This window comes from Bradyrhizobium sp. BR13661 (genome assembly GCF_029892425.1).
GTDB lineage: Bacteria > Pseudomonadota > Alphaproteobacteria > Rhizobiales > Xanthobacteraceae > Bradyrhizobium.
In genome coordinates, this window is the sequence record NZ_JARXWB010000006.1 from 248,483 (window position 1) to 271,705 (window position 23,223).

Genomic DNA, 23,223 nt, shown 5'->3' on the forward strand with positions numbered 1-23,223 from the left:
CGGCTGGCCTTAATGCTTCTGATTGATTTGCAGGGAATGCATCATGAGCAATGACTACGAAGATTCACTCTCTATCGAAGCCCTCAACGATCGTATCGCGATCCTCGAGGATAATATTCGCCAGCTGATCGAGCAGGCTGCCGCTGCTTCAGGCGAGCAGAGCGAGTCGCGCATCGCCGACCGCATCAACCAGCAGAACGACGAGCTCGATCGCCTCATGAAAATCCGCGAATCCCGTCAGAAGAAATAGCAGGCCGCGCGACGCATGCGGCCATACCCTGGCCGGCCTTGCGCACGCGGCATTGCTGCCCTTAGCTGAACCGAAATCGCAGGACGCCTTGAGCCTGCGCAATCGGGAGCGAATGAATGGGGCCGCTGAAGGGCATCAAGGTCGTCGATATGACCACCGTGCTGATGGGGCCCTATGCGACCCAGATGCTCGGCGACTACGGCGCCGACGTGATCAAGGTGGAATCGCTCGATGGCGATGTTACCCGCCTGATCGGCCCGATGCGTCATACCGGCATGGGCCCGGTCTTCCTCAACACCAACCGGAGCAAGCGCTCGATCTGCCTCGACCTGAAGAAGCCGGCGGGGCGCGAAGCCGTGCTGCGGTTGCTGAAGGACGCCGACGTCCTCGTCTACAACGTCCGTCCGCAGGCGATGGCGCGGCTGCAACTCGGCTATGACGTCGTCTCCGCGATCAATCCGCGCCTCGTCTATGCCGGCGTGTTCGGCTTCGGCCAGGACGGGCCCTATGCCGCAAAGCCCGCCTATGATGACCTCATCCAGGGCGCCACCGCGCTCCCCGCATTGATGGCGCAGACCGGCGACGGCGTGCCCCGCTATGTGCCGAACGCGCTGGTCGACCGCATCGTAGGCCTCACGGCGGTCGGCGCGATCTGCGCCAGCCTCGTCCATCGCGATCGCACCGGGCGCGGCCAGCGCGTCGACATCCCGATGTTCGAAACCATGGCCGGCTTCGTCATGGGCGACCACATGGGCGGGCTCACCTACGAGCCTCCGCTCGACAAAGGCGGCTATGCCCGCCACCTCTCGCGCGATCGCCGGCCCTACAAGACTTCGGACGGCTATCTCAGCGTCATCGTCTACAACGACAAGCAGTGGGAGAATTTCTTCAAGGCGACGGGCCGCGATGACCTGCGCGCCGATCCCAAGTTCGCAACCTTCGCCGGTCGCGCCGCGAATATCGACGTCGTCTATGCCGAGCTCGCGCGAATCTTCGAAACGCGCACCACGGCCGAGTGGATCGAGCTGCTCACCAAAGCCGATGTGCCTGTGATGCCGATGCACGACCTCGCCTCGATCCTGCATGATGAGCACCTCGAGGCGACCGGCTTCTTCCCCGTCGTGAACCACCCCACCGAGGGGCCGATCCGCAGCATGAAGGTAACGGCGACCTGGTCGGACACCGAAGCCGAATCGGTGCGCCTGGCGCCGCGGCTCAACGAGCATGGTGCGGAGATTCTGGGCGAGATCGGCTACTCCCCCGACGAGATCGCGGCCATGGTCCGTGACGGCGTCACGCGATCGGCGCCGGAGTAGGGGGAATGGCGAGGAGGAGAGGTCATGAGCTTCATCACCGGCGTTGGCCTTACGCCTTTCGGCAAGCACGAAGGCTCGTCCTCGCTCGACCTGATGAGCAAGGCCGCGCAAGCCGCACTCGACGATGCCGGGCTGAAGCGCGCCGAGATCGACGGCATCCTCTGCGGCTATTCCACCGTCTCGCCGCACATCATGCTGGCGACCGTGTTCGCCGAACATTTCGGCATTCGTCCGTCCTACGCCCATGCCGTGCAAGTCGGCGGCGCCACGGGCCTTGCAATGACCATGCTCGCGCATCACCTCGTTGTGTCAGGTGTCTGCCGCAATGTGCTCGTGGTTGCCGGTGAGAACCGCCTCACCGGGCAGAGCCGCGACGCCTCGATCCAGGCGCTGGCCCAGGTCGGTCACCCCGACTACGAGGTGCCGCTCGGGCCGACCATTCCCGCCTATTACGGCCTGGTCGCCACGCGCTACATGCACGAATACGGCGTGACCGAAAGGGACCTCGCCGAATTCGCGGTGCTGATGCGCGCTCACGCCTGCACTCATCCAGGCGCGCAATTCCACGATCCCATCACGGTCACCGACGTCATGGCCTCGAAGCCGGTGGCGATGCCGCTAAAACTGCTCGACTGCTGTCCGGTGTCCGACGGCGGCGCCGCCTTCGTCATCAGCCGCGAGCGGACCGGGGAGGCCGGCGTGCGCATCCGTGGCTGCGCCCAGGCGCATACGCATCAGCATGTCACCGCCGCGCCAGCCTTGAGCGAACTTGGCGCCGAAATCTCCATCGCGCGCGCCAAGGAGGCCACAGGCCTTGCGATCTCCGACGTGCGCTACGCCGCGATCTACGACAGCTTCACCATCACGCTCGCGATGCTGCTGGAAGATCTCGGCCTTGCCGGCCGCGGCGAGGCGGCGGCCCGCGTGCGCTCCGGCCATTTCAGCCGCGGCGGCGCGATGCCGCTCAACACCCATGGCGGCCTGCTCAGCTATGGCCATTGCGGCGTTGGCGGCGCCATGGCGCATCTGGTCGAAACGCATTTGCAGATGACGGGACGGGCGGCTACCCGTCAGGTGCGCGACGCGTCCATCGCGTTGCTGCATGGCGACGGCGGCGTGCTGTCGTCCCATGTCAGCATGTTTCTGGAGCAGGTGCGATGAGCGAGCGTCTCGCAGACTGGACCAAGGGCGAGCAGGCGATCACCTTTCAGACCTGCGCCTCATGTGGCCATGTGCAGTATTTTCATCGTGCCTTCTGCGCGGCCTGCGGAGCCGCCGATCCCCGCGAGCAGCGTGCCAGCGGCAAGGGCAGGGTCTACGCGACCTCGCTGGTCTGCCGCGCCGCCACGCCCGAGACCCGCGCGCACGTGCCCTACAACATCCTGCTGGTCGATTGTGCCGAGGGTTTTCGGATGATGGCGCATGGCGAGAATGATCTGGCCATCGGCGATTCGGTCACTGCGAGCTTCAAGCCGTTTGCCGGTAAGCTCGTGCCGTTCTTCACGAAGGAGACTTAAGGGGATTCCGTCATTCGGGGGCGGTCCGAAGGACCGAGCCTGGAACGGGTATTCTGGGCCTGGCCTGTGCGAGAGCCACCCCGGAATGACGAAAACTGCAAAACTCAAACTAACGCGCGTAGAACAGGATGCTGGCGATGACGAGCATTGCCATCACCGCCAGCACATGCGCGAGCGATTCCGAGGCCGCCCCCTTGGTGGCTTCCTTCATGCCGTTTTCTCCCTAGACTTGGGCGTGACTCATCGTTGTGCGCTACTCACACACCGACGGCCAATTGTTTTACTCGGAACACCCCACTTCGAGTATTCGCCGCGATCAAGTCCCCACGCGGCGAATATCGACTGTGCCAAGGTCGATCAGCAATGCGGCGGCATTTTGACTCGATGTTGTTGCTCCTGCGTCGCCGCGCGAATACAGTTTTTTGGAACTTGCTCCGACAACGACAACAAGCATCAAAAGCTCAAGGAAAAAATTCCCTTATGGCCCGCATCCCCTACAGCGATCCGATCAACGCGTCCGACCGCACCCGCGAAATCCTCGACAAGAACCGCAACGCCAACATCTTCCGCATGATGTCGCATTCGCCGAGCTATTTTGAGCAGTACTGCCGGCTCGGCGGCGCGATCCGCCACAAGGGCGAACTCGATCCTGTCGTGCGCGAGCTTGCGATCACACGCACCGGCATTCTGTGCGAGGCGCCGTACGAGATCATCGCGCACAAGCGCATCGGCAAGAATGTCGGCGTCACGGATGAGCAGAACGAGGCTCTGGAGAACTGGCAGGCAGCGAGTTGCTTCGACGAGAGCCAGCGGGCCGCGCTCGCCTTCACCGACGAGATCGTCAAGCTGAAGAAGCCGACGGATGCGATCTTCAAGGCGATCGCCGCGAAGCTGACGCCGGCAGCATTGGTCGAGCTGCAGCTCTCGGTCGGCTTCTACATCATGACCTCGAAATTCCTCGAGACATTCGAGATTGATCTCCAGCCCGTCACCGAAGTGGTGGGCTGATCCAGGCCAGGCTCGCGAGGGATGTCATGACGATCGATGAATATGCGGCCTGGGCTGCGACCATTGCGAAAGTCGATGCGCATCCCTCGAACGAGCGGCTGTCCTACCTGGGGCTTGGCCTTGCCGGTGAAGCCGGCGAGGTCGCCGAACACATCAAGAAGCTGCTCCGCGACGACTGGCTCGACAAGGCGGGTCTCGTCGAGGAGCTCGGCGACGTCATCTACTATTGGGCCTGCCTGTGCGCCGCGACCGGCCAGCAGCCATCAGAATTGCTGCAAGCCAGTGCTGCCAAGATCAAGCGGCGGATCAGCGAAGCGGCAAGCCGATAGCCGCTCACGTCGACGTCAGGATATCGACCTTGGTGTTGGCGACGATCAGGCGATCGGCTAGCAGCAGCGCCAGATTGCGCATGATACGCTCGGAGGCGCGCGGGTGCTGCTTGCGGAAGCGCTCGAAATCCTTCAGTGGCACCTCGAACGCTGTCGCAGCCATGTCCGCGAACACGTCGGCCGAGCGGGTTGTCTCGATCAGGGCCATCTCGCCAAAGGCCATGCCGGCGGTGAGCGTTGCCAGCCTGACGCCGTCAGGCAGGGTGACATGCACCGCGCCGCTGCGCAGGAAGAACAGCGCATCGGCGGGATCGCCGGTGGTGAGGATCTTGGCGCCGGACTGATAGGTCCTAACAGTGCAGATCGAGGCGAGATCCGTCAGCTCTTCCATGCTGAGGCCGTCGAGCAGGGGCTGCTCGGACAGTTCCGTGGTCTCGTGAAAATCGATCGCGCCGCCATAGCGGTAGACGATCTGGTCTTCCGCCCATTCGATCGCTGTGTCGAGCAGATAGAAATCGCGGACGTTCTTCAGTTCCGCGGTCCATTCGCGTAGCGTGTTCCATTCCTTGGACGCGCGCCTGACGCCGGAGAGCACGACGGTCACGTTCAGCGCGGCGAGGTCCTCGAAGGCCTCGGCGATCAGCCGCGCGCCGGCACGGGTGGTGGAGGTGACGCGGTGCAGGTCGAAGATCACGAATTGCGGCCGCGGCCGTTCGGCCAGCCGCCGCGAGACATAGTCGACCGCCGAAAGCGACAGCGTGCCGACCAGCTCGATGATCCGTACGTCCTGCTCGTGCGCGGCGAGGATGTCGCGCTCCTGCTGACGGCGGACACGGCGAGAGGGGCTCTTGCCGATGTCGTAGTCGGCGATGACGGCGTTGCGGGCGTCGTCGCTGCGGTTGAGCATGTGCAAATCGTAATGCGAGGACAGTGCCTCGCAGACCTTGATGCCGCGCACGCTGTTGCCGTGCTTGTCGAGCTTCGGCGAATAGCTGCCGAGCCCGAGACGGGCGGGAAGCGCGGCCAGGATGCCGCCGCCGACGCCGCTCTTGGCGGGAATGCCGATGCGGTAGATCCATTCGCCGGCATAGTCGTACATGCCTGACGACGTCATCACCGAGAGCGTGCGCGAGATCGCATACGGCGTCAGCACCTGCTCGCCGGTGACCGGATTGACGCCGCGATTGGCGAGCGTCGCCGCCATCACCGCGATGTCGCGCGCGGTGACGAGCACCGCGCATTGCCGGAAATAAACGTCGAGCACGCCGGCCACATTGTCCGAGATCACCGCATTGGTCTTGAGCAGATAGCCGATCGCGCGATTGCGATCGCCGGTCTGGCTCTCCGAGGTGTAGACGGCCTCATCGACAGTAAGGTCGCGCCCGGCAAAGCGGCTGAGCGCAAGCCTGATCTGCTCGAACGCCCCTTCGCCCTTGCTGGCATGGATCAGCCCGGTGCACGCGATCGCGCCGGCATTCACCATCGGGTTGAATGGATGGTTCTCCGCATTGAGCCGGATCGAGTTAAAGGGATCACCTGAAGGCTCGACGCCGATCGCGCTCTCCACCTTGCTCGCGCCGAGCAGGTCGAGTGCCAGCGCGAACACGAACGGCTTTGACATCGACTGGATGGTGAAGGGCACGCGGCTGTCGCCCACTTCGTAGACATGACCGTCGAGCGTGGCGAGGCTGATGCCAAAATAGGCAGGATCGGCTTTGCTCAATTCGGGAATGTAATCCGCGACATGGCCTGAAGTCTCCGCGGAGAACTCATTAAGGCATGTGTCGAGAAACCGCAGCAGCGGCGGCTTCGAGCGGGTCCAGGCGGAGGCATGTGGCGGTTGCGCTATCATCGCCTCCCTTGTGCAACGCATTAAGCATACACGCAACCGTCGGGCGCGTGATGACGCGCTGTCGTGGCGTCCGGACGCAAGACGCCGCGTGGCATTGCAGTGTTGTCTGTTTCATGATGTCGCGGATGAAAAGCCGCAGGGCTGCGCGCTCAGCTTGCGACGATCGCGATTGCCTGATCTTCGGCGACGAGGTCGTCGATCTCTACGAGCAGTGATTTCAAGGTGCCTGACGCAGGCGAGGGCACCGGTATCTCCATCTTCATGGCTTCGACGACCACAACGTCATCGCCATCGACGAGTGTTCCTCCAACTTGCACGGGAGTTGCGCAGATGCGGCCCGCGACATCAGTGCGATCTTAATTTCTGGCATGCCATCGCCTTTTTGTTGTCGTCGCGGAATGCCTGAGGTAGCGTCGTTCACAATGTGGAATTTAATTCCGCACAGCGGAACAAACGGTAGGGAACATGGGACGACGTTCGGAGCGGTTAAGCAGGCAAGGTGCACTCGCTGGCGATGCCGGTGAAGGTGACGTGATCCAGGTGGTGTCGCGCGCGTTCGACGTGTTGCGATGCTTCGAGGGCCATGAGGCCCGGCTCGGCAATCTCGAGATTTCAAATCGCTGCGGCCTGCCGCGCTCAACCGTGTCGCGTCTCACGCACACGCTTACGCGCATGGGCCAGCTGGTCTATCTGCCACGCGACCAGAAATATCGCATCGGCCCGAGCGCGGTGGCGATGAGCGCCTCGATGATGAAGGGCGCGCAGCTGCGCAGCATGATCCGGCAGCGATTGCAGGAAGTGGCCGAGCAGCTTCCGGGCACCGTCGGCTTCGTCGTGCCGGATCGCTTCCATCTGGTCTATCTGCAGTTCGCGCGCTCGGCGGCCGCACTCGGCCTTCACGAGGGCACGGGCAGCCGCATCTCGATGGCCTCGACCGCCGCGGGCGCGGCCTACACCGCGGCGCTGTCGCCCGAAGTCGGTGATGCCTACATTGCCGAGATGGAGCGCGAGGCTCCCGAGGCCGCCAAGATCCTCAAGCCTCGCATTGAGGCCAACAGGCAGTCGCTGCGCGAGCGCGGCTACGTCACGGCCTGTGGCTTGTGGAGCCCGCACATCAATGGCCTCGCGGTACCGATCTGGTCGCCGCAATACCAGACCTTCGTCGTCGTCACGATCGGCCTTCTCTCGGCGATGTATGACGAGCAGCGCCTGCATGCCGAAGTCGCGCCGGTGATGGTCGCGCTCGGCCGTTCGCTCGGCAGCCTGATGGAAGGCGCCGAAGGCGACGCGTTCGCCAACCGCATCTCGCGCAAACCGGTCGCAATATCAGTGCATAACAATAACAAGCCGATGAGTTCGGAGGGAGTGAATGAACTGGAAGCCGGAACTCGACGAGCTCGCCCGGCGCGAAGCCTTCGCGCGGGAGATGGGCGGCGTTGACAAGGTCAAGCGACAGCATGATCAGGGCCGGCTGACTGTTCGGGAACGCATCGACAGACTGATCGACAAGAATAGCTTCCACGAGATCGGTGCCGTCACCGGCATCGGTGAGTACGATCCCAGGGGCGAGCTGAAGACCGTGACGCCGGCGAACTGCGTGTTCGGCCGCGCCAAGGTCGACGGCCGTACCGTAGTCGTGGTCGGTGACGATTTCACGGTGCGCGGCGGCTCCGCCGATGCGTCGATTTCGGCAAAGCCGTTGATGGCGGAGGAGATGGCGCACGACTTCCGTCTGCCCATCGTCCGCATCATCGAAGGCTCCGGCGGCGGCGGCTCGGTCAAGACCATCGAGACCAAGGGCGCAGCAAATTTGCCGGGCGGCATCGGCGGCACCCGCTGGTATCGCTTCACAACGGAGAATTTGTCGCGCGTGCCTGTTGTCGCGCTCGGCCTCGGCTCGGTTGCGGGCTTGGGTGCCGCGCGTCTTGCCGCCAGCCACTATTCCATCATGACGCGGAAGTCCGCGATGTTCGTCGCGGGGCCGCCGGTGGTGAAGGCGCTAGGCCAGAATCTTTCGAAAGAGGAGCTCGGCGGCGCCGACATCCAGACCAAGGCCGGTGCGGTCGATCATGCCGTCGACACGGAGGAGGAGGCCTTTGCCTGCGCGCGGCGTTTCCTGTCCTATCTGCCGTCGTCGGTCTACGAGCTGCCGCCGACCCTGCCTTGCATCGACAATCCGGAGCGCGCGGAAGAAGCGCTGATGAAGGCGGTGCCGCGCAACCGCAAGCAGGTCTACAAGGTCAGGCCGATCATTGAGCAGGTCGTCGACAAGGGCTCGTTCTTCGAGGTCGCCAGCAATTTCGGTAAGCCCCTCATCGTCGGTCTCGCGCGGCTCGAGGGCAGGGCGGTGATGGTGCTTGCCAGCGACAGCTTTCACTATGGCGGCTCCTGGACGGCGGATGCCTGCCAGAAGGTGGTGCGCTGGGTCGACTTCGCCGAGACCTTCCATCTGCCGATCGTCTATCTGATGGACTGCCCCGGCTTCATGATCGGCCTCGATGCCGAGAAGGCGGCGACCATCCGCCACGGCGTCCGCGCCATGGCCGCGGTGAACCAGACCACCGTGCCCTGGTGCACCGTGATCCTGCGCAATGCGTTTGGTGTTGCGGGTGTCGTCCATCAGCCCGCCGATCGCTTCTCGATCCGCTATGCCTGGCCGTCGGCCTATTGGGGCTCGCTGCCGCTTGAAGGCGGCATCGAAGCCGCCTATCGCGCCGACATCGATGCGGCCGAGGACAAGGCGGCCAAGCTGAAGGAGATCGAGGAGCGGCTCAACAAGCTGCGCTCGCCGTTCCGCTCGGCCGAAAAATTCTGGGTCGAGGAGATCATCGATCCCAGGAAGACGCGCTCGCTGCTCTGCGAGTTCGCACGCCTCGCCGAGCCGCTGCGGAAAGCGGGACCGCCGGAGAATTTCTCGATCAGGCCGTGAGGCTCTCGTGTCCCGGACAAGCGGCAACGCGCAAGCGTTGTCGCGCAGAGCCGGGACCCAGCAAGCCACAAGCTGGATTGCCGAGGGATGGGCCCCGGCTCTGCAACGCTTCACGCCGCAAGCGCGGCGCGCTGCATTGCGTCCGGGGCACGCAACGCGAGTGAGGCGCGCGTTTTCAACCCCATCATTGCGCTCCCTCACACCCGCAGCACCTTGCCCGGATTCATGATGTTCTGCGGATCGAGCGCGCGCTTGATGGTACGCATGATGTCGAGCTCGGTCTTCGAGCGGTAGTGGCTGAGCTCGTCGAGCTTTTCGATGCCGATGCCATGCTCCGCCGAGATCGAGCCGCCCATGGACGTGACGAGATCGTTCACGGCGCGCGTGATGGCGGCGGCGTATTGGTTCAGCGTCTGCTGATCCATGCCATCAGGCCCCATGAACGAGAAATGCAGATTGCCATCGCCGATGTGTCCCAGCGGATAGGGACGAATGCTCGGGAGAATCTTGAGCGTGGCCGTGAGCCCCTTGTCGATGAATTCGGGGATTTTGGAGATCGCGACCGAGATGTCGTAGCTGATCCCCGGTCCCTCGGCGCGCGACGCCTCCGCCATGGCTTCGCGGATGCGCCACATGTTGCGCGATTGACTGACGGTTTGTGCGATCGTGGCATCCAGTACGCGGCCGGCCTCGAGCTGGTCGGCGAGAAACGCCTCCAGCTTTTCGGACATGCCATCGGCGCCCTCCTGCCGTGGGCGTGAGGACGACCATTCCAGCAGCAGGTACCACGGCGTATCCGCCTTGAGCGGATCCTGCACGCCGGGAATGTGGCGCATCACGAGGTCGACGGCTGCGCGGCTCAAGAGCTCGCAGGAGCCGACATTGTCCTCCGATGCCGCATGCGCTTCGGAGAGGATCTCCAACGCTGCGCGGGGATCGCGCACCGCCAGCCACGCCGTGCTGACGTCCTTGGGCGCCGGCCACAACTTGAGGACGGCTTTGGTGATGATGCCGAGCGTTCCCTCGGCGCCCATGAAGAGATGCTTGAGGTCGTAGCCGGTGTTGTCCTTCTTCAGTGCGCGCAACCCATTCCAGATATCGCCATTGGGCAGCACCACCTCGAGCCCCATCACCAGATTGCGCGCATTGCCATAGCGCAGCACCTGTACGCCGCCGGCGTTGGTGGAGAGATTGCCGCCGATCATGCAGGAGCCCTGGGCACCGAGGCTGAGCGGCAGGAACCGGTCGTGACCAGCTGCGGTCTCCTGCAGCGTCTGCAGCACACAGCCGGCCTCGACCGTCATGGCATAGCCGACGGGATCGACGTCGAGCACGCGATTCATCCGGCCGAGCGACAGCACGATGCCGGTATGATCAGGCCAAGGCGTGGCGCCGCCCATCAGGCCGGTGTTGCCGCCCTGGGGCACGATTGCGACGCCGTGCGCATTGCAAAGCCGGACGACATCGGAGACTTCTTCGGTGCTGCCGGGTCGTATGACGGCGCCGGCGCTGCCGGACAGAACACCGCGCCAGTCCGTCACGAACGGCTGCATGCCGTGCGCGTCTTCGATGAAACCCTTCTCACCGACGATCGCGCGCAATGCGTCGCGGAGCTGGGCGGTCAAGGGAACGGTCGGAATGGTGGGAACGGGCGAGGGGAAGGCGGTCGGCATATCGTTTCCTCTGGCGCATCTTGGTGTGCACTGCGCGCGCGAAGCGCTTGAGTCCCATTGTCCACGTTTGGGCCGTGAAGTCTAACGGCAATATCGGCAACGCCGGGACAATTTCCCGCAACATCTTTCAACATCTTCGCCAACATCTTGCGCCCGTCGCGGCCTAGGAGGTTGCAGGACCTCAACGATCAGGATTCGCAGATGCGACCGAATTCCTCGGCGATATTGTTGGCTGCAGGCGCGGCCTGCCTGATGCTGGCAGGCGTCAATCCGGCGCGCGGGGAGCCGGTGTTCGACAGTCTGGGCGGCACATGGTCGGGCAGCGGCACCATGAAGCCATCGGACGGTCCGCGTGAGAAGGTTCGCTGCAAGGTGGCGTACAACATCACCAAGCCCGGTCGTTCCGTAAGCCTCGACCTGCGCTGCGCAAGCGATGCGTACAAAATGGTGCTGTCTGCGAATATCGATCAGAACGGCACCGAGCTTTCGGGCAACTGGTTCGAGCACGAATACCGGCAAGGCGGCAAGGTTTATGGCACGAACAAAGACGGCCTGATCGAGGCGCGCATTGAGGGAAACACCGTCGCTGCGCTGGTGACGATCCAGACCAGGGCCAGTCATCAGTCATTCCTGATGGAAGCGCCGGGATCCTGGATGTCGGAGGTCGCGATCGAATTGAACAAGGATACGCAGTAGTCTTGATGCGTCGTCTTGCGGGCACATCTTGATGCCGAGCGCGCAGTCGGTGGACGCCGACGTCAGTTTTCCCATACCAGCGATGCCGGAATCCCGGTGATCGCATTTAGTCGCCATTAATGATGCGGTCTCAATCTGACACAGCGCAATCCAATGCGGGCTGTGTTTATGAATTTCCGTAAGTTTTGAGTAACGAGCCCAAACCCATAGTTCCGTCCGCTGACGAGCGAAAGTGACCGACGATGAAGTCGGCCCGTCACGTTCATCCGCGCGAATCCAGGGAAGTGTCTTACCGCAGCGACGGTAATCAGGATCAAGGTTCATGCTCCGCCGCATAGTGCATCGTTTCGCGAGAGATCGGAAGGCCAACGTCGCCATCATCTTCGCGCTCATGCTGGTCCCCATCATCTTCCTGCTGGGCATGGCGCTCGACTACACGCTGGCTCTGCGCAAGCAGGAACAGTTGAACGCCGCCGCCGACGCGGCGGCCATCGCGGCGGTCAGGCCGGCGATGCTGACGCAAACCGACGACAGCATCGTCCAGGCGACCGCGGCGGCCGTGTTTGCGGCCAAGGCAAACCTTCCCGGTCTATCGACGGTCCCGACGCCCACGATCAATGTCACCGACTCCGGGCTCTCGCGGACCATCACCGTTGCGTACACCGCTCAGTCAATCAACAATTTCCCCGGCGTGCTCGGCAAGGACACCTGGCAGATCTCTGGCTCGGCGACCGCGAAGGCTTCCAGTGCGCCCAATATGAATTTCTATCTATTGCTGGACGATTCTCCGTCGATGGCGCTCGCAGCGACGCAGACTGACATCACCAACATGATCGCCGCGACGAAGAACCAGCCTTCCTATGCGGCGAATTGCGCCTTTGCCTGCCATGAGGCGAATCCCAACAACAAGGCTCCAAGCTCTTCGAACAAGGACAATCTGACAGTCGCGCGTGCCAACAACATCACGCTGCGCATCGATCTCGTGCAGAATGCCGTCACGCAGTTGCTCGTCGGTCCCTGGAACTGCCCGCAGTCAGGCACGACGGGCGGCGTCATGCAGTGCATGTCGGCGATCAACAACACGACCTACAAGGCGGCGATCTACACCTTCGACTACAATCTGAATACGATCCAGACGCTGACGACCCCGAGCACCGCCGGCACCAAGATCTCCAACATTTCGCTCCTGACAGTCGACCACCAGAACTGCCCCGTTGTCGACAGCAAGGGCGCCTGCACCTATACCACCGACTTCGGCACGGATATCTCGGGCGGGCTGACGGGCGTCAACAACCTGATGCCTGCGCCCGGCACCGGCACCAATCAGCAGGGCGATACGCCGCAAGAGGTGATCTTTCTCGTCACTGACGGCGTCGACGACAAGCTTATCCCGAAGACGGGAGGCAGCTGTGACCCCAATGCCACCTATGCGCTCCCGACGGCGAACAGCACGACCTTGCGCTGTCAGCAGCCGCTCGACACGACGGTCTGCACGACCATCAAGAACCGCGGCATTCGCATCGCGATCCTCTACACCGAGTATCTGCAATTGGCGGATTCCTGGTATCAGAGCCGCATCTCGCAGTTCAACAATCCCTCGTCCTCCACCGGCACGATCGCAACGCGGCTGCAATCCTGTGCCTCGCCCGGCCTGTTCGCCGACGTGCAGAACGGTGGCGACATTTCCACGGCGCTGACGAACCTCTTCATCAAGGTCGCGTCCAGCACGGCCAGCCTCGTTCAGTAAGGAAAGCACGATGTTCGGACTGAACGCCGCATCGAGGACAAGACGCCGCCATCGCTGCGCCGCCTTCGTCAAAGACAGCAAAGGCGCCACGGCCGTCGAATTCGCACTCGTCGGCGCGCCGTTCCTCGCCCTCATCATTGCGCTGATCCAGACTTTTCTGGTGTTCTTCGCCCAGGAGCTGCTTGAATCCGTTGTGCGTCAATCGGCGCGCCTGGTCATGACCGGGCAGGTCCAGTCGCAGCAGATGACGGCGGCGACATTCAAGCAGGCCGTCTGCAATCAGGTGGTTATCCTGTTCACTTGCAACGGCTTGATGGTCGACATGCAGGTCGCTAATGCTTGGTCGTCCACGAATACGGCGATGCCCACGCTAACGTTCGACAGCAACGGGAACATCACGAATACCTGGCAATTCAACCCGGGCAATGCCGGCGACATCGTCGTGCTCCGGGTGATGTATGTCTGGCCCGTCATGCTCGGGCCGCTCGGTTTCAACCTCTCCAATCTTTCCAACGGCAACCGGCTGATCATGTCATCCGCCGCGTTCCAGAACGAGCCAGGAGCTAGCTGATGATTGCCGGCCTGTCGTTTCGCGCACGGCGCCTGTGGACCGACGACCGCGGCGTGGCGGCGACCGAGTTCGCCATCGTGGTTCCGTTCATGCTGGTGCTCTATGTCGGTGGCGTCGAGCTCGGCAACGGGCTGGCCACGAACGTCAAGGTGACTGCGACGGCGCACAGCGTCGCGGACATGATCTCGCAGAACACGCAGGTGACGTCGTCCCAGATGGCCGGCATCCTTCAGGCGTCGACGGCGATCATGGCGCCTTACGCCGTTACGGATACCAACGGCAATTCCCTGATCACGATCACCGTCTCCGAAGTCTCCACCGACAGCAGCGGCAAGGCGACGGTTCAATGGAGCAAGTCGACCAGCTCGACCGGCGCACGGCCGGTCGGGCAGACGATGACCCTGTCGTCCTACACCGCCGGTTCGAGCACTAACAACGCCAACATTTCGCTGATCCTGAGCGAGGTGTCCTACGCCTATACGCCGAACCTCGGCTACACGATCAGCGGGACCGTGACGCTGTCCGACAGCTACTACCTGTTCCCGCGTTGCTCGACCAACGGCCCGGCCAATTCGAGCTTTCCGTACTACGATGTGAAATATCCGGCAACGACGACCTGCACCTGCATCCAGCACCTGCAACAGAAGAGTTGCTAGGGCCGTTGGGGCCGCCGCTCACGCGCTCTCCGTCTCCCGGTGCACGTCGTGCACGACGAGGCCCATGCCTTCTTCCGGCATCTTGATCCAGTCGCGCCGCTTCAGCGTGCGCTTGGTGTCTTCATAGCCGCTGGTCCAGTGTTCGCGCATCGATGTGCCCGAGAATTCGTGGTCCTTGGCGTCGCCCTCGTAGGCCTTCTGCTGGTAGATCAGATGCAGGATCGCGATCTCCGGCATGTTGCACAGGCTCGCTTTCAGCTGGCGATCATCGTCGGAGAGCTGCTCGTCCGGAATCTTCGCCAGCGCCTTGTACAGCAGCACTTTGAGATTATGGGTGCGGCGGTAGACGTCGGTGTTGTGGCGGGTGCGCGAGGAATACATGATGTCCTTGTGGCGGGCCATCACGTCCTGGATCGAGCGCGGCAGCACGCCACGGGCGCTGAACAGGTCGACCTGGAACACCAACGAATTGAGCGCGTCTTCTTGGTCGAGCAGATGTTGCAGTGGCGTGTTGGAAACGATGCCGCCGTCCCAGAAATGGTCGGTGCCGATCCGCACCATCGGCAGCGCCGGGGGCAGGGCGCCGGAGGCCATGATGTGCTCCGGTTCGATCTCGTCATGGGCGTTGTCGAAATAGATGAAGTTGCCTGAGAGCACGTTCACCGCGCCGACCGCGAAACGTACCTTCTTCTCGTTGATGAGGTCGAAATCGACGAGCTCGCGCAGGCTCTCCTTCAGCGGCGTCGTGTCGTAGTAGCTGGTCGCGGTCCGGGCGCCAACCGGGCTGAACCAGGGGTTGACCTGGTGCGGGGTGAAGAAGCCCGGCTGGCCCATCGCCGACGTCATCCAGGCGCTGGTGAGGTTGCGCCACTGGCGGAAGATGTCGCCGTCCGGCGTGTAGTGCCAGATCTTGCGGTTGGTGATGCGCTCCCAGAACACGCGCAGCGCATCGAGCCGCTTTTCCGGCCTGTTGCCGGCGATGATGGCGGAGTTGATCGCGCCGATCGAGACGCCGGTGACCCAGTCGGGCTCGATGCCGGCCTCGTGCAGCGCCTGGTAGACGCCGGCCTGGTAGGCGCCGAGCGCGCCGCCGCCTTGCAGGACCAGCGCGACACGGTCGCAGCGCTCGGGCCGCCAGCTCCGCGCGGGAGGCTGATGGGTCTGGTGTGTCGGTTGCGACGTGCGAGCGTCCATGGCGATGCCTCCTGCCTGTCTGTCGAGGATTCAGTCGCGCGGTGACGGTGTGATGACAAAGCAGGCCAATGCATCCTTTGAATGCACCTTGGTCTTGGCGGGAATGGCGGGGAGATCGTGTCCCTGACGGAAATCGGTCACATCGCAGTCAATGACGGCGGCTAGCAATTTACGTAAGCTTGGAAGCTGCCGGGCATCACAGACATCACGAGAGGAGATCAGGATGCGCAGGGAAGACGTGCTGAGGCTTCCGTCCATGCCGGCTGCCGGGCCGAGCTATCCGGCCGGACCGTATCGCTTCGTCAACCGCGAATTCCTCGTCATCACCTACGAGACCGATCCGGACCTGATCCGCGCCGGCCTGCCCGAGCCGCTCGAGCCGGTCGAGCAGCCGATCGTGCATTACGAATGGATCAAGATGCCTGATTCCTCCGGCTTCGGTAGCTACACCGAGTCAGGCCTTGTGATCCCGGCGCGGCTGCACGGCGAGGAGGTCAACTTCGTCTCGCAGATGTATCTCGACGATGATCCGCCGATCGCGGCCGGCCGCGAGATCTGGGGCTTCCCGAAGAAATATGCCCACCCCAAGCTTGAGATCGTCAAGGACACGCTGACGGGCACGCTGGAATATGCCGGCCAGCTCGTCGCCATGGGCACCATGGGCTACAAGCACGAGAGCATGGCCGGCAACGGCGACCTCACCCGCGCCACGCTGTCGAAGACGCAGATCAATCTGAAGATGATCCCCGGCGTCGACGGCCATCTCGAGGTCTGCCAGCTCGTCGCAATCAACCTGATCGACATCGTGCCGAAGGGCTCCTGGATGGGGCCGGGCCGGCTGCATCTTGTGCCTCATGTCAACGCGCCGGTTGCGGATTTCCCGGTCCGCCGCTGCATCGGCGCGCATCATTACATCGCCGACCTCACGCTGCCGTTCGGTCGCGTGGTGCACGACTACGTCAAGGAGGCTGCGGCCGCGACGGGGCTGGCCGCGGAGTAGGGCGGCGCGCCATCATCAAGCTGTAACACTGCCGCAATTGACTGCACGCGAAGGACCCGGAGGAGGCCGATCAACGGCCCCCGGGATTGGGCTGCAATGATGTGGGGTCAGCATGGCTGAGCCGGCAATGCTTGTCAGCGCGACATCGGATGTCGCGCCTGTCATTCCTGGATTGGTGTGGGCGTTTCGTTTGCATAGTGACGGCAGTGCCGAGGCGCTGCCGATCGATGAGCCGATCGAGTTCAGCCATGATGGACGACTCTGGCTGCATTTCAATTTGACGGATGCTCGCGTGCGCCCGTGGATCGTCGCCTCAACGCTGCCACCGCTGGCGCGCGAGCTCCTGCTATCGAACGACACGTTCCAACAGTTGCACGTCATCGATCACTGCTTCTACGGCGTGTTCTCCGATCTCGTCCGCGATATCGACAGCGCGACGGAAGAGACCGCGTTCCTGCGCTTCGCCATGACCGAGCATCTGTTGGTCTCCGGCCGGCATCGGGCGCTGTGCTCGGCCGATGCGACGCGCCGCGTGCTGGAAGGCGGCTACCGCGTGGACAACGTCGCCCATCTCCTCGAAAAGATCGTCGACGAGGTCGCCGATACGCTGGATCGGATGGCCGACAGGCTCGGTCAGGAGATTGACGGCATCGAGGAACGCATCCTCGCGGACGATGCCAGGCCGGAGATGCGCCGGACGCTTGGAAAGCTGCGCAGGACCTGCGTCAGGCTTCACCGCCAGCTCACCGGCCTGCGCGTGCTGTTCCATCGGCTGGATCAAAAGAACACCGATCACTTGTCGCCGGGCCTGCGCATTCAGGCCGGCAAGCTCGCCCAGCGGCTCGACGGTCTCGATCACGACATCGTCGAGCTCCGCGAGCGCAGCCGCCTGCTCGAGGAGGAGCTGCGTTTCAAGAACGAGGAAGAGGGCAATCGTCACCTTCACACGCTCTCGATTGTCACGACGCTGTTGCTGCCGCCGACGCTGATCACCGGTATCTTCGGCATGAACACCAAGGGGCTGCCGCTGACCGACGTCGACGAGGGCTTTCTCGGGGCGGCGGCGCTGATGGTGGGCTCGATCGGCCTTGCCTATCTGTTCATGCGCCGCATGGGCATCTTCAAGAAGTAGCGCATAGCCGGCGAAATCAGCCGTGAGCGGGCCTGCCCAGACCTCTTTGTTGCGACCTTCGCTCGTGATCGCGGCGATGCTGCTCGCCAGCACGGGCGCCTTCGCCGGCGCCAAGGACGAGAGCGCCGCCGACTGGCTGTTTCCAAAAGGGTCCAACGAGTGGCATGACGGGCTCGCCAACAAGGGCCTCAATTTCGGCGCCACATACATTGCCGACAACATCGGCAATGTCTCGGGCGGCGTCTCGCGCGGTGCCATCCATTTCGGCCGACTCGACCTGTCGGTCGATGCGGATCTGGACAAGCTGGTCGGCTGGACCGGCGGCCGCTTCTACGCCAACGGGTTCGTGATCTATGGCCGGGGGCTAACCCGCAACTATATCTACAATCTCGCCACTATCAGCGAGATCGAGGCGCTGCCTGACCAGCGGCTCTACAACGCCTATTTCGAGCAGAGCCTCTTTGACGGAAGGCTGAACATCAAGGCCGGTCAGCAGGCTGCCGATGTCGAGTTCTTCGACAGCGAGACCGACGATCTCTTCATCAACGGTACGTTCGGCTGGCCGGCCATCAAGGCAAGCAACTTGCCGGCTGGCGGTCCCGCACCGCCGATCGCGGTGCCCGGCATTCGCGTCAAGGATCAGGTTGCGGACAACGTCACCGTCTTCGGTGCGGTGTTCAACGGCAATCCGGCACGACCCGGCGACGGCGATCCGCAGACACGCGACAATCATGGACTGGCGTTTCGCCTCAATGATCCGCCCTGGTTTATCGGGCAGATTCATTTCGACTATCATCTCGATGTCGGCGGAAGCTCGCTCGCCGGCAACATCACGCCCGGCGGCTGGTATCATTTCGGCGACTTCGACAGTCAGCGCTTCACCGCGGACGGTTTCTCGCTCGCAGACCCAACCGGGTCCGGCATCCCGGCCAAACTTCGCGGCAATTACGGAATCTACGCAGTCGTCGAGCAGACGCTCTGGCGACCGCCAGGGTCCGAGCCCGAGAAGATCGTTTCGGCCTCGATCCCCGGTGTGACGGCGTTCGGTCGCATCGCCTACAGTCCGCCGGATCGTAGTGTCGCGCATCGGCGACGCCGCCGTGTTCGGCGTCACCACCACGATCAAATACTAAGCCATCGCTGGCTTTGCTTGCGGCTTCGGCTGCCGCGACAGGGCCAGCACGATCAGCGAGGCGAACACGCAGAGCGCGCCGGCGACGAAGAAGGCGGGCAGATAGCTCGCCAGCAGCGTCCGCGACAAGCCTGCGCCGAACGCGGCGGTGCCGGCGCCGAGCTGGTGGCCGGCAAAAATCCAGCCGAACACCAGATTGGCGCGTTCGGGGCCGAATTTCTGCGCGGTCAGCCGCACCGTCGGCGGCACAGTTGCGATCCAGTCGAGGCCGTAGAACATCGCGAAGATCGACAGGCCATAGAACGAGAAATCGCTGAACGGCAGGAAGATCAGCGAGAGCCCGCGCAGGCCGTAATACCAGAACAGCAGGTAGCGGTTGTCGTAGCGGTCCGACAGCCAGCCCGACATGATGGTGCCGAAGAAGTCGAAGATGCCCATCGCCGCCAGGAGGCTCGCCGCCTGCACCTGCGGAATGCCGAAGTCGAGGCACATCGGAATCAAATGCACCTGCACGAGACCGTTGGTCGAGGCGCCACAGACGAAGAAGGTCGCAAACAGGATCCAGAACGCACTCGACTTCGAGGCATCGCGCAGGGTGCCAAGCGCTACCGCCGTGATCGAGCCGTGGTTCACGGGCGGCGCGGGCAGGGGCTCGCTGCCTTCGTCGCCGAAGGGACGCAAGCCCAAATCGCTCGGCCGGTCGCGCATGATGAGCATGACCGCAGTCGCGGAAACGCCGAGCATGATGCAGACGAAGCCGAGCGCCAGGCGCCAGCCGTAGCGTTCGGTGAGGCTCGCCAGCAGCGGCAGGAACACGAGCTGACCGGTCGCGACGCTCGCGGTCATAATGCCGATGACGAGGCCGCGGCGCGCCGCGAACCAGCGCGTCGCGATCGTGGCGCCGAGCACCAGCGCGGTCATGCCGGTGCCGATACCGATCACCACGCCCCACAACGCCACGAGCTGCCAGACCTGCGTCATGCCGAGCGAGAGCACGAGCGCCGAGACGACGATCAACTGCGCCGTCAGCGTGACATTGCGCAGGCCGTAGCGGTTGAGGAGGGCGGCCGCGAACGGCGCCATCAGCCCGAACAGGATGAAGCGAATGGACAGCGCGGATGAAATCTCCGCCGTGCTCCAGCCGAACTCCTTCTGAAGCGGAACGATGAACACGCCGGGCGCGCCGACCGTACCTGCGCTGATCAGCGCGGCGAAGAAGGTCACGCCGACCATCGCCCAGCCATAATGGATGTTGCGACGACCGAGCGCGGCCGAAAGCGAGTTCGAGATCATTGCCCGTCAATCCAGTTTGGCGGGCTCCGGAAGACCCGCGTCATCGTTGCAGTCTGGCACGAAAACGGGAAGTCTGAAATGACAGACTTCCCTCAATTCAGGTCATTCGCCTTTAGTGCGCGAGACGTTCCACGGCGATCGCCGTGGCCTCACCACCGCCGATGCAGAGCGCCGCAACGCCGCGCTTGAGGTTGTTGGCCTCGAGCGCATGCAGCAGCGTCACGATCAGGCGCGCGCCGGTGGCGCCAATGGGATGGCCGAGCGCGCAGGCGCCGCCGTTGATGTTGAGTTTTTCGCGCGGAATGCCGAGGTCGCGCTGGGCCGCCATCGCCACCACGGCGAAGGCTTCATTGATCTCGAACAGGTCGACATCACCAGCGCTCCAGCCAACCCTGTCGAGCAGTTTTCTGATCGCCGGGATCGGCGCCGTGGTGAACCATTGCGGCTCCTGGCTATGGGTAGCGTGGCCCTTGATCTCGGCGATGGCCGGAAGGCCGGTACGATCGGCGAGCGAGCGCCTGGTCAGCACCAGCGCGGCAGCGCCGTCGGCATTCGCGGACGAGGCCGCCGGCGTGATCGTGCCGTTGGCACGGAACGCTGGCTTCAGCCCGGGTATCTTGGCGGGATCGACCTTCAGCGGATGCTCGTCATTGGCGACGATGCGTGGACCTGCCTTCTCGGTCAGCGTGATCGGCGCGATCTCGGCCTTGAACGCGCCGCCCTCGACCGCCTTGCGCGCGCGGCTCAGCGTTTCCATCGCATAGGCGTCCTGGTCCTTGCGGGTGAACTGATAGGCTTCGGCGGTGGCCTCGCCGAAATCACCCATCGAGCGGCCCGTTTCGTAGGCGTCCTCGAGGCCGTCCATCATCATGTGGTCGATGATGCGGTCGTGGCCGGCGCGATAGCCTCCGCGCGCCTTCGCCAGCAGATAAGGCGCATTGCTCATGCTCTCCATGCCGCCGGAGACGACGATCTCGGCCGAGCCGGCGCGGATGATGTCGTGCGCCAGCATGGTCGCCTTCATGCCGGAACCGCAGACCTTGTTCACCGTTGTGGCCCCGGTGGCATCAGGCAGGCCGGCGCTACGTGCCGCCTGCCGCGCCGGTGCCTGGCCCTGGCCGGCCGGGAGCACGCAACCCATCAAGACCTCGTCGACCTTCTCGGGCGCGAGCCTGGCACGTTCGAGCGCGGCATTGATCACATGGGATCCGAGCTTGTGCGCCGGGAGCGGCGACAGTTCGCCCATGAAGCGGCCGAGCGGGGTGCGGGCGGCGGAGACGATGACGACGGGATCGGCGGCTTCGGCCATGACAAACTCCCAGCAATGATGGATAAGATTATATCCATCATATGATGCGGTGCGGAAAATGCAACCATACCCGGCATGAGAAATTGTCGTGGTTCGGATGAGATTTGGTCGTTCGAGCGGACGAGGGTGGCTTACCGCTTCCTGTTCACGAAAGCCTGCATCAGCCGGGTCGGCTCGTCGGTGAGGAACGATTCGCCGAACACCTTGACGCTCAGGTTCACCGACTCGGTCAACGGAAGTTCCTCCCATTGCCGCAGCAGCGCCTTCTGCGAGCGCAGTGCCTCGGGGCCGCATTCGAGCAGCGCGGTCACGAGGTGCTCGATCTCGGCATCCAGTCCGTCCTCTGGAGCAACCCTGTCGACCAGGCCCCAGGCCAGCGCCGTGGCTGCGTCGATGTTCCCGGCCGTCATCACCAGCCAGCGCGCGCGGGCCCAGCCGATCAGGCGCGGCAGCAGCGCGGCGTGGATCACCGAGGGGATGCCGACGCGCACCTCCGGCATGCCAAAATGCGCATCGTGCGCGGCGATCCGGAAGTCGCAGGCGGCGGCGACCTCGAGCCCGCCGCCGAGGCACCAGCCGGGCATGCGTGCGATCATGGGAGCAGGGAATTGGCGCACGGCTTCGCAGAGATCGCGCAGCCGGCTGATGAAGGCCTCGGCCGATGTCTGGTCGAGCTTCGCCATCTCCTTGATGTCGGCGCCCCCGATCATGCTTTTCTCGCTCTGGCCGCGCAGCACCACGACGCGGATGCTGCGGTCAGTGGCGAGCTGTTGCAGCCCTTCGCGGACCGCATCGGTCACGGGCGAGCCCAGAATGTTGAGCGAGCCGGCGTTGCAGATCGCGACCTGAACGACGCCCCGCGCATCGCGCGTGACGCCGCAGTGATTGTTGAGCATTTCCATCGTGGCATCTCAAAGGTTTGGTGCACAGGCGCCAGGTGCGTCCGTCAGGGCCACTTCCGGGCCGAAACGTCCCGCTTGTCAAGCGGCCGCGCTGGAGTTGCCAGCACGAAGCCCGCAGCGTAGTATTACTTACATCATATAAAGAGGCGCCTCATGACAGACCACGCTGAACTCGACCTGTTTACACCCGCGCAGCGGCGCGAACGCGTTGTGGAATGGCAGGTCCCGGCGCCCGTCGCGAAAGTGGCGATGGGCCTGTCGGGCATGGACGCCATGCTCGGCATCCGCGATGGCCGGCTGCCGCCGCCGCCCTTCGCCAAGGTAATCGGCTTCACCATGGCCGTGGTCGAGCCGGGCCGGATCGTGATGGAACTGGAGCCGCGCGAGGACCTTGAAAACACCATCGGCCTCCTGCACGGGGCGACCGCTGCGGCGCTCCTCGACACGGCCATGGGCTGCGCGATTTCAACGCGGCTGCAGGCCGGGCAGTCGTCGGTGACGCTTGATCTGAAAATGACCTTCCTGCGCCCGCTCTCGGTCCGGTCAGGGCTGATCTCGGCCGAAGGCAAGGTGATCAAGCTCGGCCGCCAGACCAGCTACGCCGAGGGCTTTGTGCGCGACGGTAAGGGGGCACTTGCGGTCCATGCAACTGCAACCTTTTCCATGATCGGCAACATCTTTACCGGGAATTAATGCGCCGCTTGGGCGATATCCGTG

General features: G+C 63.6%; 23 protein-coding genes and 2 pseudogenes. 16 read left to right on the top strand and 9 right to left on the bottom strand.

Going from position 1 to position 23,223, the window contains the following annotated elements; genetic code table 11:
• Positions 1-43 precede the first annotated feature (43 nt).
• From M2427_RS12850 to M2427_RS12865, 4 genes are all read left to right on the top strand, one after another.
• Positions 44-250: a hypothetical protein gene (locus tag M2427_RS12850; RefSeq protein ID WP_280706671.1), complete on the top strand. Its 207-nt coding sequence runs from the start codon at positions 44-46 to the stop codon at positions 248-250.
• Positions 251-366: 116 nt separating this feature from the next.
• Positions 367-1,566 carry a CoA transferase gene (locus M2427_RS12855; RefSeq protein ID WP_280706672.1) on the top strand — a complete coding sequence of 400 codons (1,200 nt, stop codon included), beginning with the start codon at positions 367-369 and terminating at the stop codon, positions 1,564-1,566.
• A gap of 24 nt (positions 1,567-1,590) precedes the next feature.
• Positions 1,591-2,727, top strand: coding sequence for a thiolase family protein (locus tag M2427_RS12860; protein WP_280706674.1), 1,137 nt, complete (start codon positions 1,591-1,593; stop codon positions 2,725-2,727).
• Positions 2,724-3,083, top strand: a complete 360-nt coding sequence (locus M2427_RS12865) for an OB-fold domain-containing protein (RefSeq protein ID WP_280706675.1) — start codon at positions 2,724-2,726, stop codon at positions 3,081-3,083. Before M2427_RS12860 ends, M2427_RS12865 begins: the two co-directional genes overlap by 4 nt.
• Before the next feature lie 316 nt (positions 3,084-3,399).
• On the opposite strand, the gene M2427_RS12870 is transcribed toward M2427_RS12865, so the two are convergent.
• Positions 3,400-3,537 (bottom strand): hypothetical protein, encoded by a 138-nt coding sequence (locus tag M2427_RS12870; protein WP_280706676.1) that lies wholly within the window; start codon positions 3,535-3,537, stop codon positions 3,400-3,402.
• Positions 3,538-3,563: 26 nt separating this feature from the next.
• On the opposite strand from M2427_RS12870, the gene M2427_RS12875 reads away from it, so the two are divergent.
• Together M2427_RS12875 and M2427_RS12880 are read left to right on the top strand one after the other, a co-directional pair.
• Entirely contained in the window at positions 3,564-4,091 is a 528-nt protein-coding gene (locus tag M2427_RS12875) for a carboxymuconolactone decarboxylase family protein (RefSeq protein ID WP_280706677.1), read from the top strand.
• A 26-nt stretch (positions 4,092-4,117) separates the two neighbouring features.
• The gene (locus M2427_RS12880) at positions 4,118-4,420 is read left to right on the top strand and encodes a nucleoside triphosphate pyrophosphohydrolase family protein (RefSeq protein ID WP_280706678.1); all 303 of its coding nucleotides are present in this window, start codon (positions 4,118-4,120) and stop codon (positions 4,418-4,420) included.
• Between the two features lie 4 nt (positions 4,421-4,424).
• Here M2427_RS12880 and glsA read toward each other — a convergent pair whose 3' ends face one another.
• Both glsA and M2427_RS12890 read right to left on the bottom strand, forming a co-directional pair.
• Entirely contained in the window at positions 4,425-6,272 is a 1,848-nt protein-coding gene (gene glsA / locus M2427_RS12885) for a glutaminase A (RefSeq protein ID WP_280706679.1), read from the bottom strand.
• Positions 6,273-6,421: 149 nt separating this feature from the next.
• Positions 6,422-6,642, bottom strand: a pseudogene (locus M2427_RS12890) (biotin/lipoyl-containing protein).
• A 95-nt stretch (positions 6,643-6,737) separates the two neighbouring features.
• Here M2427_RS12890 and M2427_RS12895 point away from each other — a divergent pair.
• Together M2427_RS12895 and M2427_RS12900 are read left to right on the top strand one after the other, a co-directional pair.
• Complete coding sequence (locus M2427_RS12895; protein WP_280706680.1) at positions 6,738-7,712, top strand: helix-turn-helix domain-containing protein; 975 nt, start codon at positions 6,738-6,740, stop codon at positions 7,710-7,712.
• Positions 7,642-9,201, top strand: coding sequence for a carboxyl transferase domain-containing protein (locus M2427_RS12900; protein WP_280706682.1), 1,560 nt, complete (start codon positions 7,642-7,644; stop codon positions 9,199-9,201). The genes M2427_RS12895 and M2427_RS12900 overlap by 71 nt, the downstream gene beginning before the upstream one ends.
• A 197-nt stretch (positions 9,202-9,398) precedes the next feature.
• On the opposite strand, the gene M2427_RS12905 is transcribed toward M2427_RS12900, so the two are convergent.
• Positions 9,399-10,874 (bottom strand): FAD-binding oxidoreductase, encoded by a 1,476-nt coding sequence (locus M2427_RS12905; protein ID WP_280706684.1) that lies wholly within the window; start codon positions 10,872-10,874, stop codon positions 9,399-9,401.
• Positions 10,875-11,045: 171 nt separating this feature from the next.
• Between M2427_RS12905 and M2427_RS12910 the strand changes: the two genes are divergently transcribed.
• The 4 genes from M2427_RS12910 to M2427_RS12925 all read left to right on the top strand — a co-directional run bounded on the left by M2427_RS12910 (position 11,046) and on the right by M2427_RS12925 (position 14,544).
• Positions 11,046-11,570, top strand: coding sequence for a hypothetical protein (locus M2427_RS12910; RefSeq protein WP_280706685.1), 525 nt, complete (start codon positions 11,046-11,048; stop codon positions 11,568-11,570).
• A gap of 322 nt (positions 11,571-11,892) precedes the next feature.
• A complete protein-coding gene (locus M2427_RS12915) occupies positions 11,893-13,317 on the top strand; it encodes a pilus assembly protein TadG-related protein (protein WP_280706686.1) in 1,425 nt (474 codons plus the stop codon).
• Between the two features lie 10 nt (positions 13,318-13,327).
• Positions 13,328-13,888 (top strand): pilus assembly protein, encoded by a 561-nt coding sequence (locus tag M2427_RS12920; RefSeq protein ID WP_280706687.1) that lies wholly within the window; start codon positions 13,328-13,330, stop codon positions 13,886-13,888.
• Complete coding sequence (locus M2427_RS12925; protein ID WP_280706689.1) at positions 13,888-14,544, top strand: pilus assembly protein; 657 nt, start codon at positions 13,888-13,890, stop codon at positions 14,542-14,544. Before M2427_RS12920 ends, M2427_RS12925 begins: the two co-directional genes overlap by 1 nt.
• An 18-nt stretch (positions 14,545-14,562) precedes the next feature.
• Here the strand turns inward: M2427_RS12925 and M2427_RS12930 are convergent, their stop codons facing one another.
• Both M2427_RS12930 and M2427_RS12935 read right to left on the bottom strand, forming a co-directional pair.
• Positions 14,563-15,738, bottom strand: coding sequence for a patatin-like phospholipase family protein (locus M2427_RS12930; RefSeq protein ID WP_280706690.1), 1,176 nt, complete (start codon positions 15,736-15,738; stop codon positions 14,563-14,565).
• A 30-nt stretch (positions 15,739-15,768) separates the two neighbouring features.
• Positions 15,769-15,996 carry a hypothetical protein gene (locus tag M2427_RS12935; RefSeq protein WP_280706805.1) on the bottom strand — a complete coding sequence of 76 codons (228 nt, stop codon included), beginning with the start codon at positions 15,994-15,996 and terminating at the stop codon, positions 15,769-15,771.
• Here M2427_RS12935 and M2427_RS12940 point away from each other — a divergent pair.
• From M2427_RS12940 to M2427_RS12950, 3 genes and pseudogenes are all read left to right on the top strand, one after another.
• On the top strand, positions 15,962-16,738 hold the full coding sequence (locus tag M2427_RS12940; protein ID WP_280706691.1) for an acetoacetate decarboxylase: 777 nt from the start codon (positions 15,962-15,964) through the stop codon (positions 16,736-16,738). The genes M2427_RS12935 and M2427_RS12940 overlap by 35 nt on opposite strands.
• A gap of 112 nt (positions 16,739-16,850) precedes the next feature.
• A complete protein-coding gene (locus tag M2427_RS12945; RefSeq protein WP_280706692.1) occupies positions 16,851-17,870 on the top strand; it encodes a transporter in 1,020 nt (339 codons plus the stop codon).
• A gap of 76 nt (positions 17,871-17,946) precedes the next feature.
• A pseudogene (locus tag M2427_RS12950) lies at positions 17,947-18,894 on the top strand (carbohydrate porin); the annotation flags it as partial.
• 105 nt (positions 18,895-18,999) lie between these two features.
• Here the strand turns inward: M2427_RS12950 and M2427_RS12955 are convergent.
• The 3 genes from M2427_RS12955 to M2427_RS12965 form a co-directional block, all read right to left on the bottom strand.
• Entirely contained in the window at positions 19,000-20,295 is a 1,296-nt protein-coding gene (locus M2427_RS12955) for an MFS transporter (RefSeq protein WP_280706693.1), read from the bottom strand.
• A 112-nt stretch (positions 20,296-20,407) separates the two neighbouring features.
• Positions 20,408-21,604, bottom strand: a complete 1,197-nt coding sequence (locus M2427_RS12960) for an acetyl-CoA C-acyltransferase (RefSeq protein WP_280706694.1) — start codon at positions 21,602-21,604, stop codon at positions 20,408-20,410.
• Positions 21,605-21,735: 131 nt separating this feature from the next.
• Positions 21,736-22,506, bottom strand: coding sequence for an enoyl-CoA hydratase (locus M2427_RS12965; protein WP_280706695.1), 771 nt, complete (start codon positions 22,504-22,506; stop codon positions 21,736-21,738).
• A 153-nt stretch (positions 22,507-22,659) separates the two neighbouring features.
• On the opposite strand from M2427_RS12965, the gene M2427_RS12970 reads away from it, so the two are divergent.
• Positions 22,660-23,199 carry a PaaI family thioesterase gene (locus tag M2427_RS12970; RefSeq protein WP_280706696.1) on the top strand — a complete coding sequence of 180 codons (540 nt, stop codon included), beginning with the start codon at positions 22,660-22,662 and terminating at the stop codon, positions 23,197-23,199.
• Positions 23,200-23,223: the final 24 nt, after the last annotated feature.

What these genes read in the sequence shown, in the direction of transcription:
- M2427_RS12915 (WP_280706686.1), top strand. Translation starts at nt 11,893, where the DNA reads ATGCTCCGCCGCATAGTGCATCGTTTCGCGAGAGATCGGAAGGCCAAC.
- M2427_RS12900 (WP_280706682.1), top strand. Translation starts at nt 7,642, where the DNA reads ATGAACTGGAAGCCGGAACTCGACGAGCTCGCCCGGCGCGAAGCCTTC.
- M2427_RS12850 (WP_280706671.1), top strand. Translation starts at nt 44, where the DNA reads ATGAGCAATGACTACGAAGATTCACTCTCTATCGAAGCCCTCAACGAT.
- M2427_RS12870 (WP_280706676.1), bottom strand. Translation starts at nt 3,537, where the DNA reads ATGCTTGTTGTCGTTGTCGGAGCAAGTTCCAAAAAACTGTATTCGCGC.
- M2427_RS12895 (WP_280706680.1), top strand. Translation starts at nt 6,738, where the DNA reads ATGGGACGACGTTCGGAGCGGTTAAGCAGGCAAGGTGCACTCGCTGGC.
- M2427_RS12905 (WP_280706684.1), bottom strand. Translation starts at nt 10,874, where the DNA reads ATGCCGACCGCCTTCCCCTCGCCCGTTCCCACCATTCCGACCGTTCCC.
- M2427_RS12970 (WP_280706696.1), top strand. Translation starts at nt 22,660, where the DNA reads ATGACAGACCACGCTGAACTCGACCTGTTTACACCCGCGCAGCGGCGC.
- M2427_RS12875 (WP_280706677.1), top strand. Translation starts at nt 3,564, where the DNA reads ATGGCCCGCATCCCCTACAGCGATCCGATCAACGCGTCCGACCGCACC.
- M2427_RS12935 (WP_280706805.1), bottom strand. Translation starts at nt 15,996, where the DNA reads ATGGACGGAAGCCTCAGCACGTCTTCCCTGCGCATCCTGATCTCCTCT.
- M2427_RS12865 (WP_280706675.1), top strand. Translation starts at nt 2,724, where the DNA reads ATGAGCGAGCGTCTCGCAGACTGGACCAAGGGCGAGCAGGCGATCACC.
- glsA (WP_280706679.1), bottom strand. Translation starts at nt 6,272, where the DNA reads ATGATAGCGCAACCGCCACATGCCTCCGCCTGGACCCGCTCGAAGCCG.
- M2427_RS12855 (WP_280706672.1), top strand. Translation starts at nt 367, where the DNA reads ATGGGGCCGCTGAAGGGCATCAAGGTCGTCGATATGACCACCGTGCTG.
- M2427_RS12955 (WP_280706693.1), bottom strand. Translation starts at nt 20,295, where the DNA reads ATGATCTCGAACTCGCTTTCGGCCGCGCTCGGTCGTCGCAACATCCAT.
- M2427_RS12960 (WP_280706694.1), bottom strand. Translation starts at nt 21,604, where the DNA reads ATGGCCGAAGCCGCCGATCCCGTCGTCATCGTCTCCGCCGCCCGCACC.
- M2427_RS12940 (WP_280706691.1), top strand. Translation starts at nt 15,962, where the DNA reads ATGCGCAGGGAAGACGTGCTGAGGCTTCCGTCCATGCCGGCTGCCGGG.
- M2427_RS12930 (WP_280706690.1), bottom strand. Translation starts at nt 15,738, where the DNA reads ATGGACGCTCGCACGTCGCAACCGACACACCAGACCCATCAGCCTCCC.
- M2427_RS12925 (WP_280706689.1), top strand. Translation starts at nt 13,888, where the DNA reads ATGATTGCCGGCCTGTCGTTTCGCGCACGGCGCCTGTGGACCGACGAC.
- M2427_RS12920 (WP_280706687.1), top strand. Translation starts at nt 13,328, where the DNA reads ATGTTCGGACTGAACGCCGCATCGAGGACAAGACGCCGCCATCGCTGC.
- M2427_RS12880 (WP_280706678.1), top strand. Translation starts at nt 4,118, where the DNA reads ATGACGATCGATGAATATGCGGCCTGGGCTGCGACCATTGCGAAAGTC.
- M2427_RS12860 (WP_280706674.1), top strand. Translation starts at nt 1,591, where the DNA reads ATGAGCTTCATCACCGGCGTTGGCCTTACGCCTTTCGGCAAGCACGAA.
- M2427_RS12945 (WP_280706692.1), top strand. Translation starts at nt 16,851, where the DNA reads ATGGCTGAGCCGGCAATGCTTGTCAGCGCGACATCGGATGTCGCGCCT.
- M2427_RS12965 (WP_280706695.1), bottom strand. Translation starts at nt 22,506, where the DNA reads ATGGAAATGCTCAACAATCACTGCGGCGTCACGCGCGATGCGCGGGGC.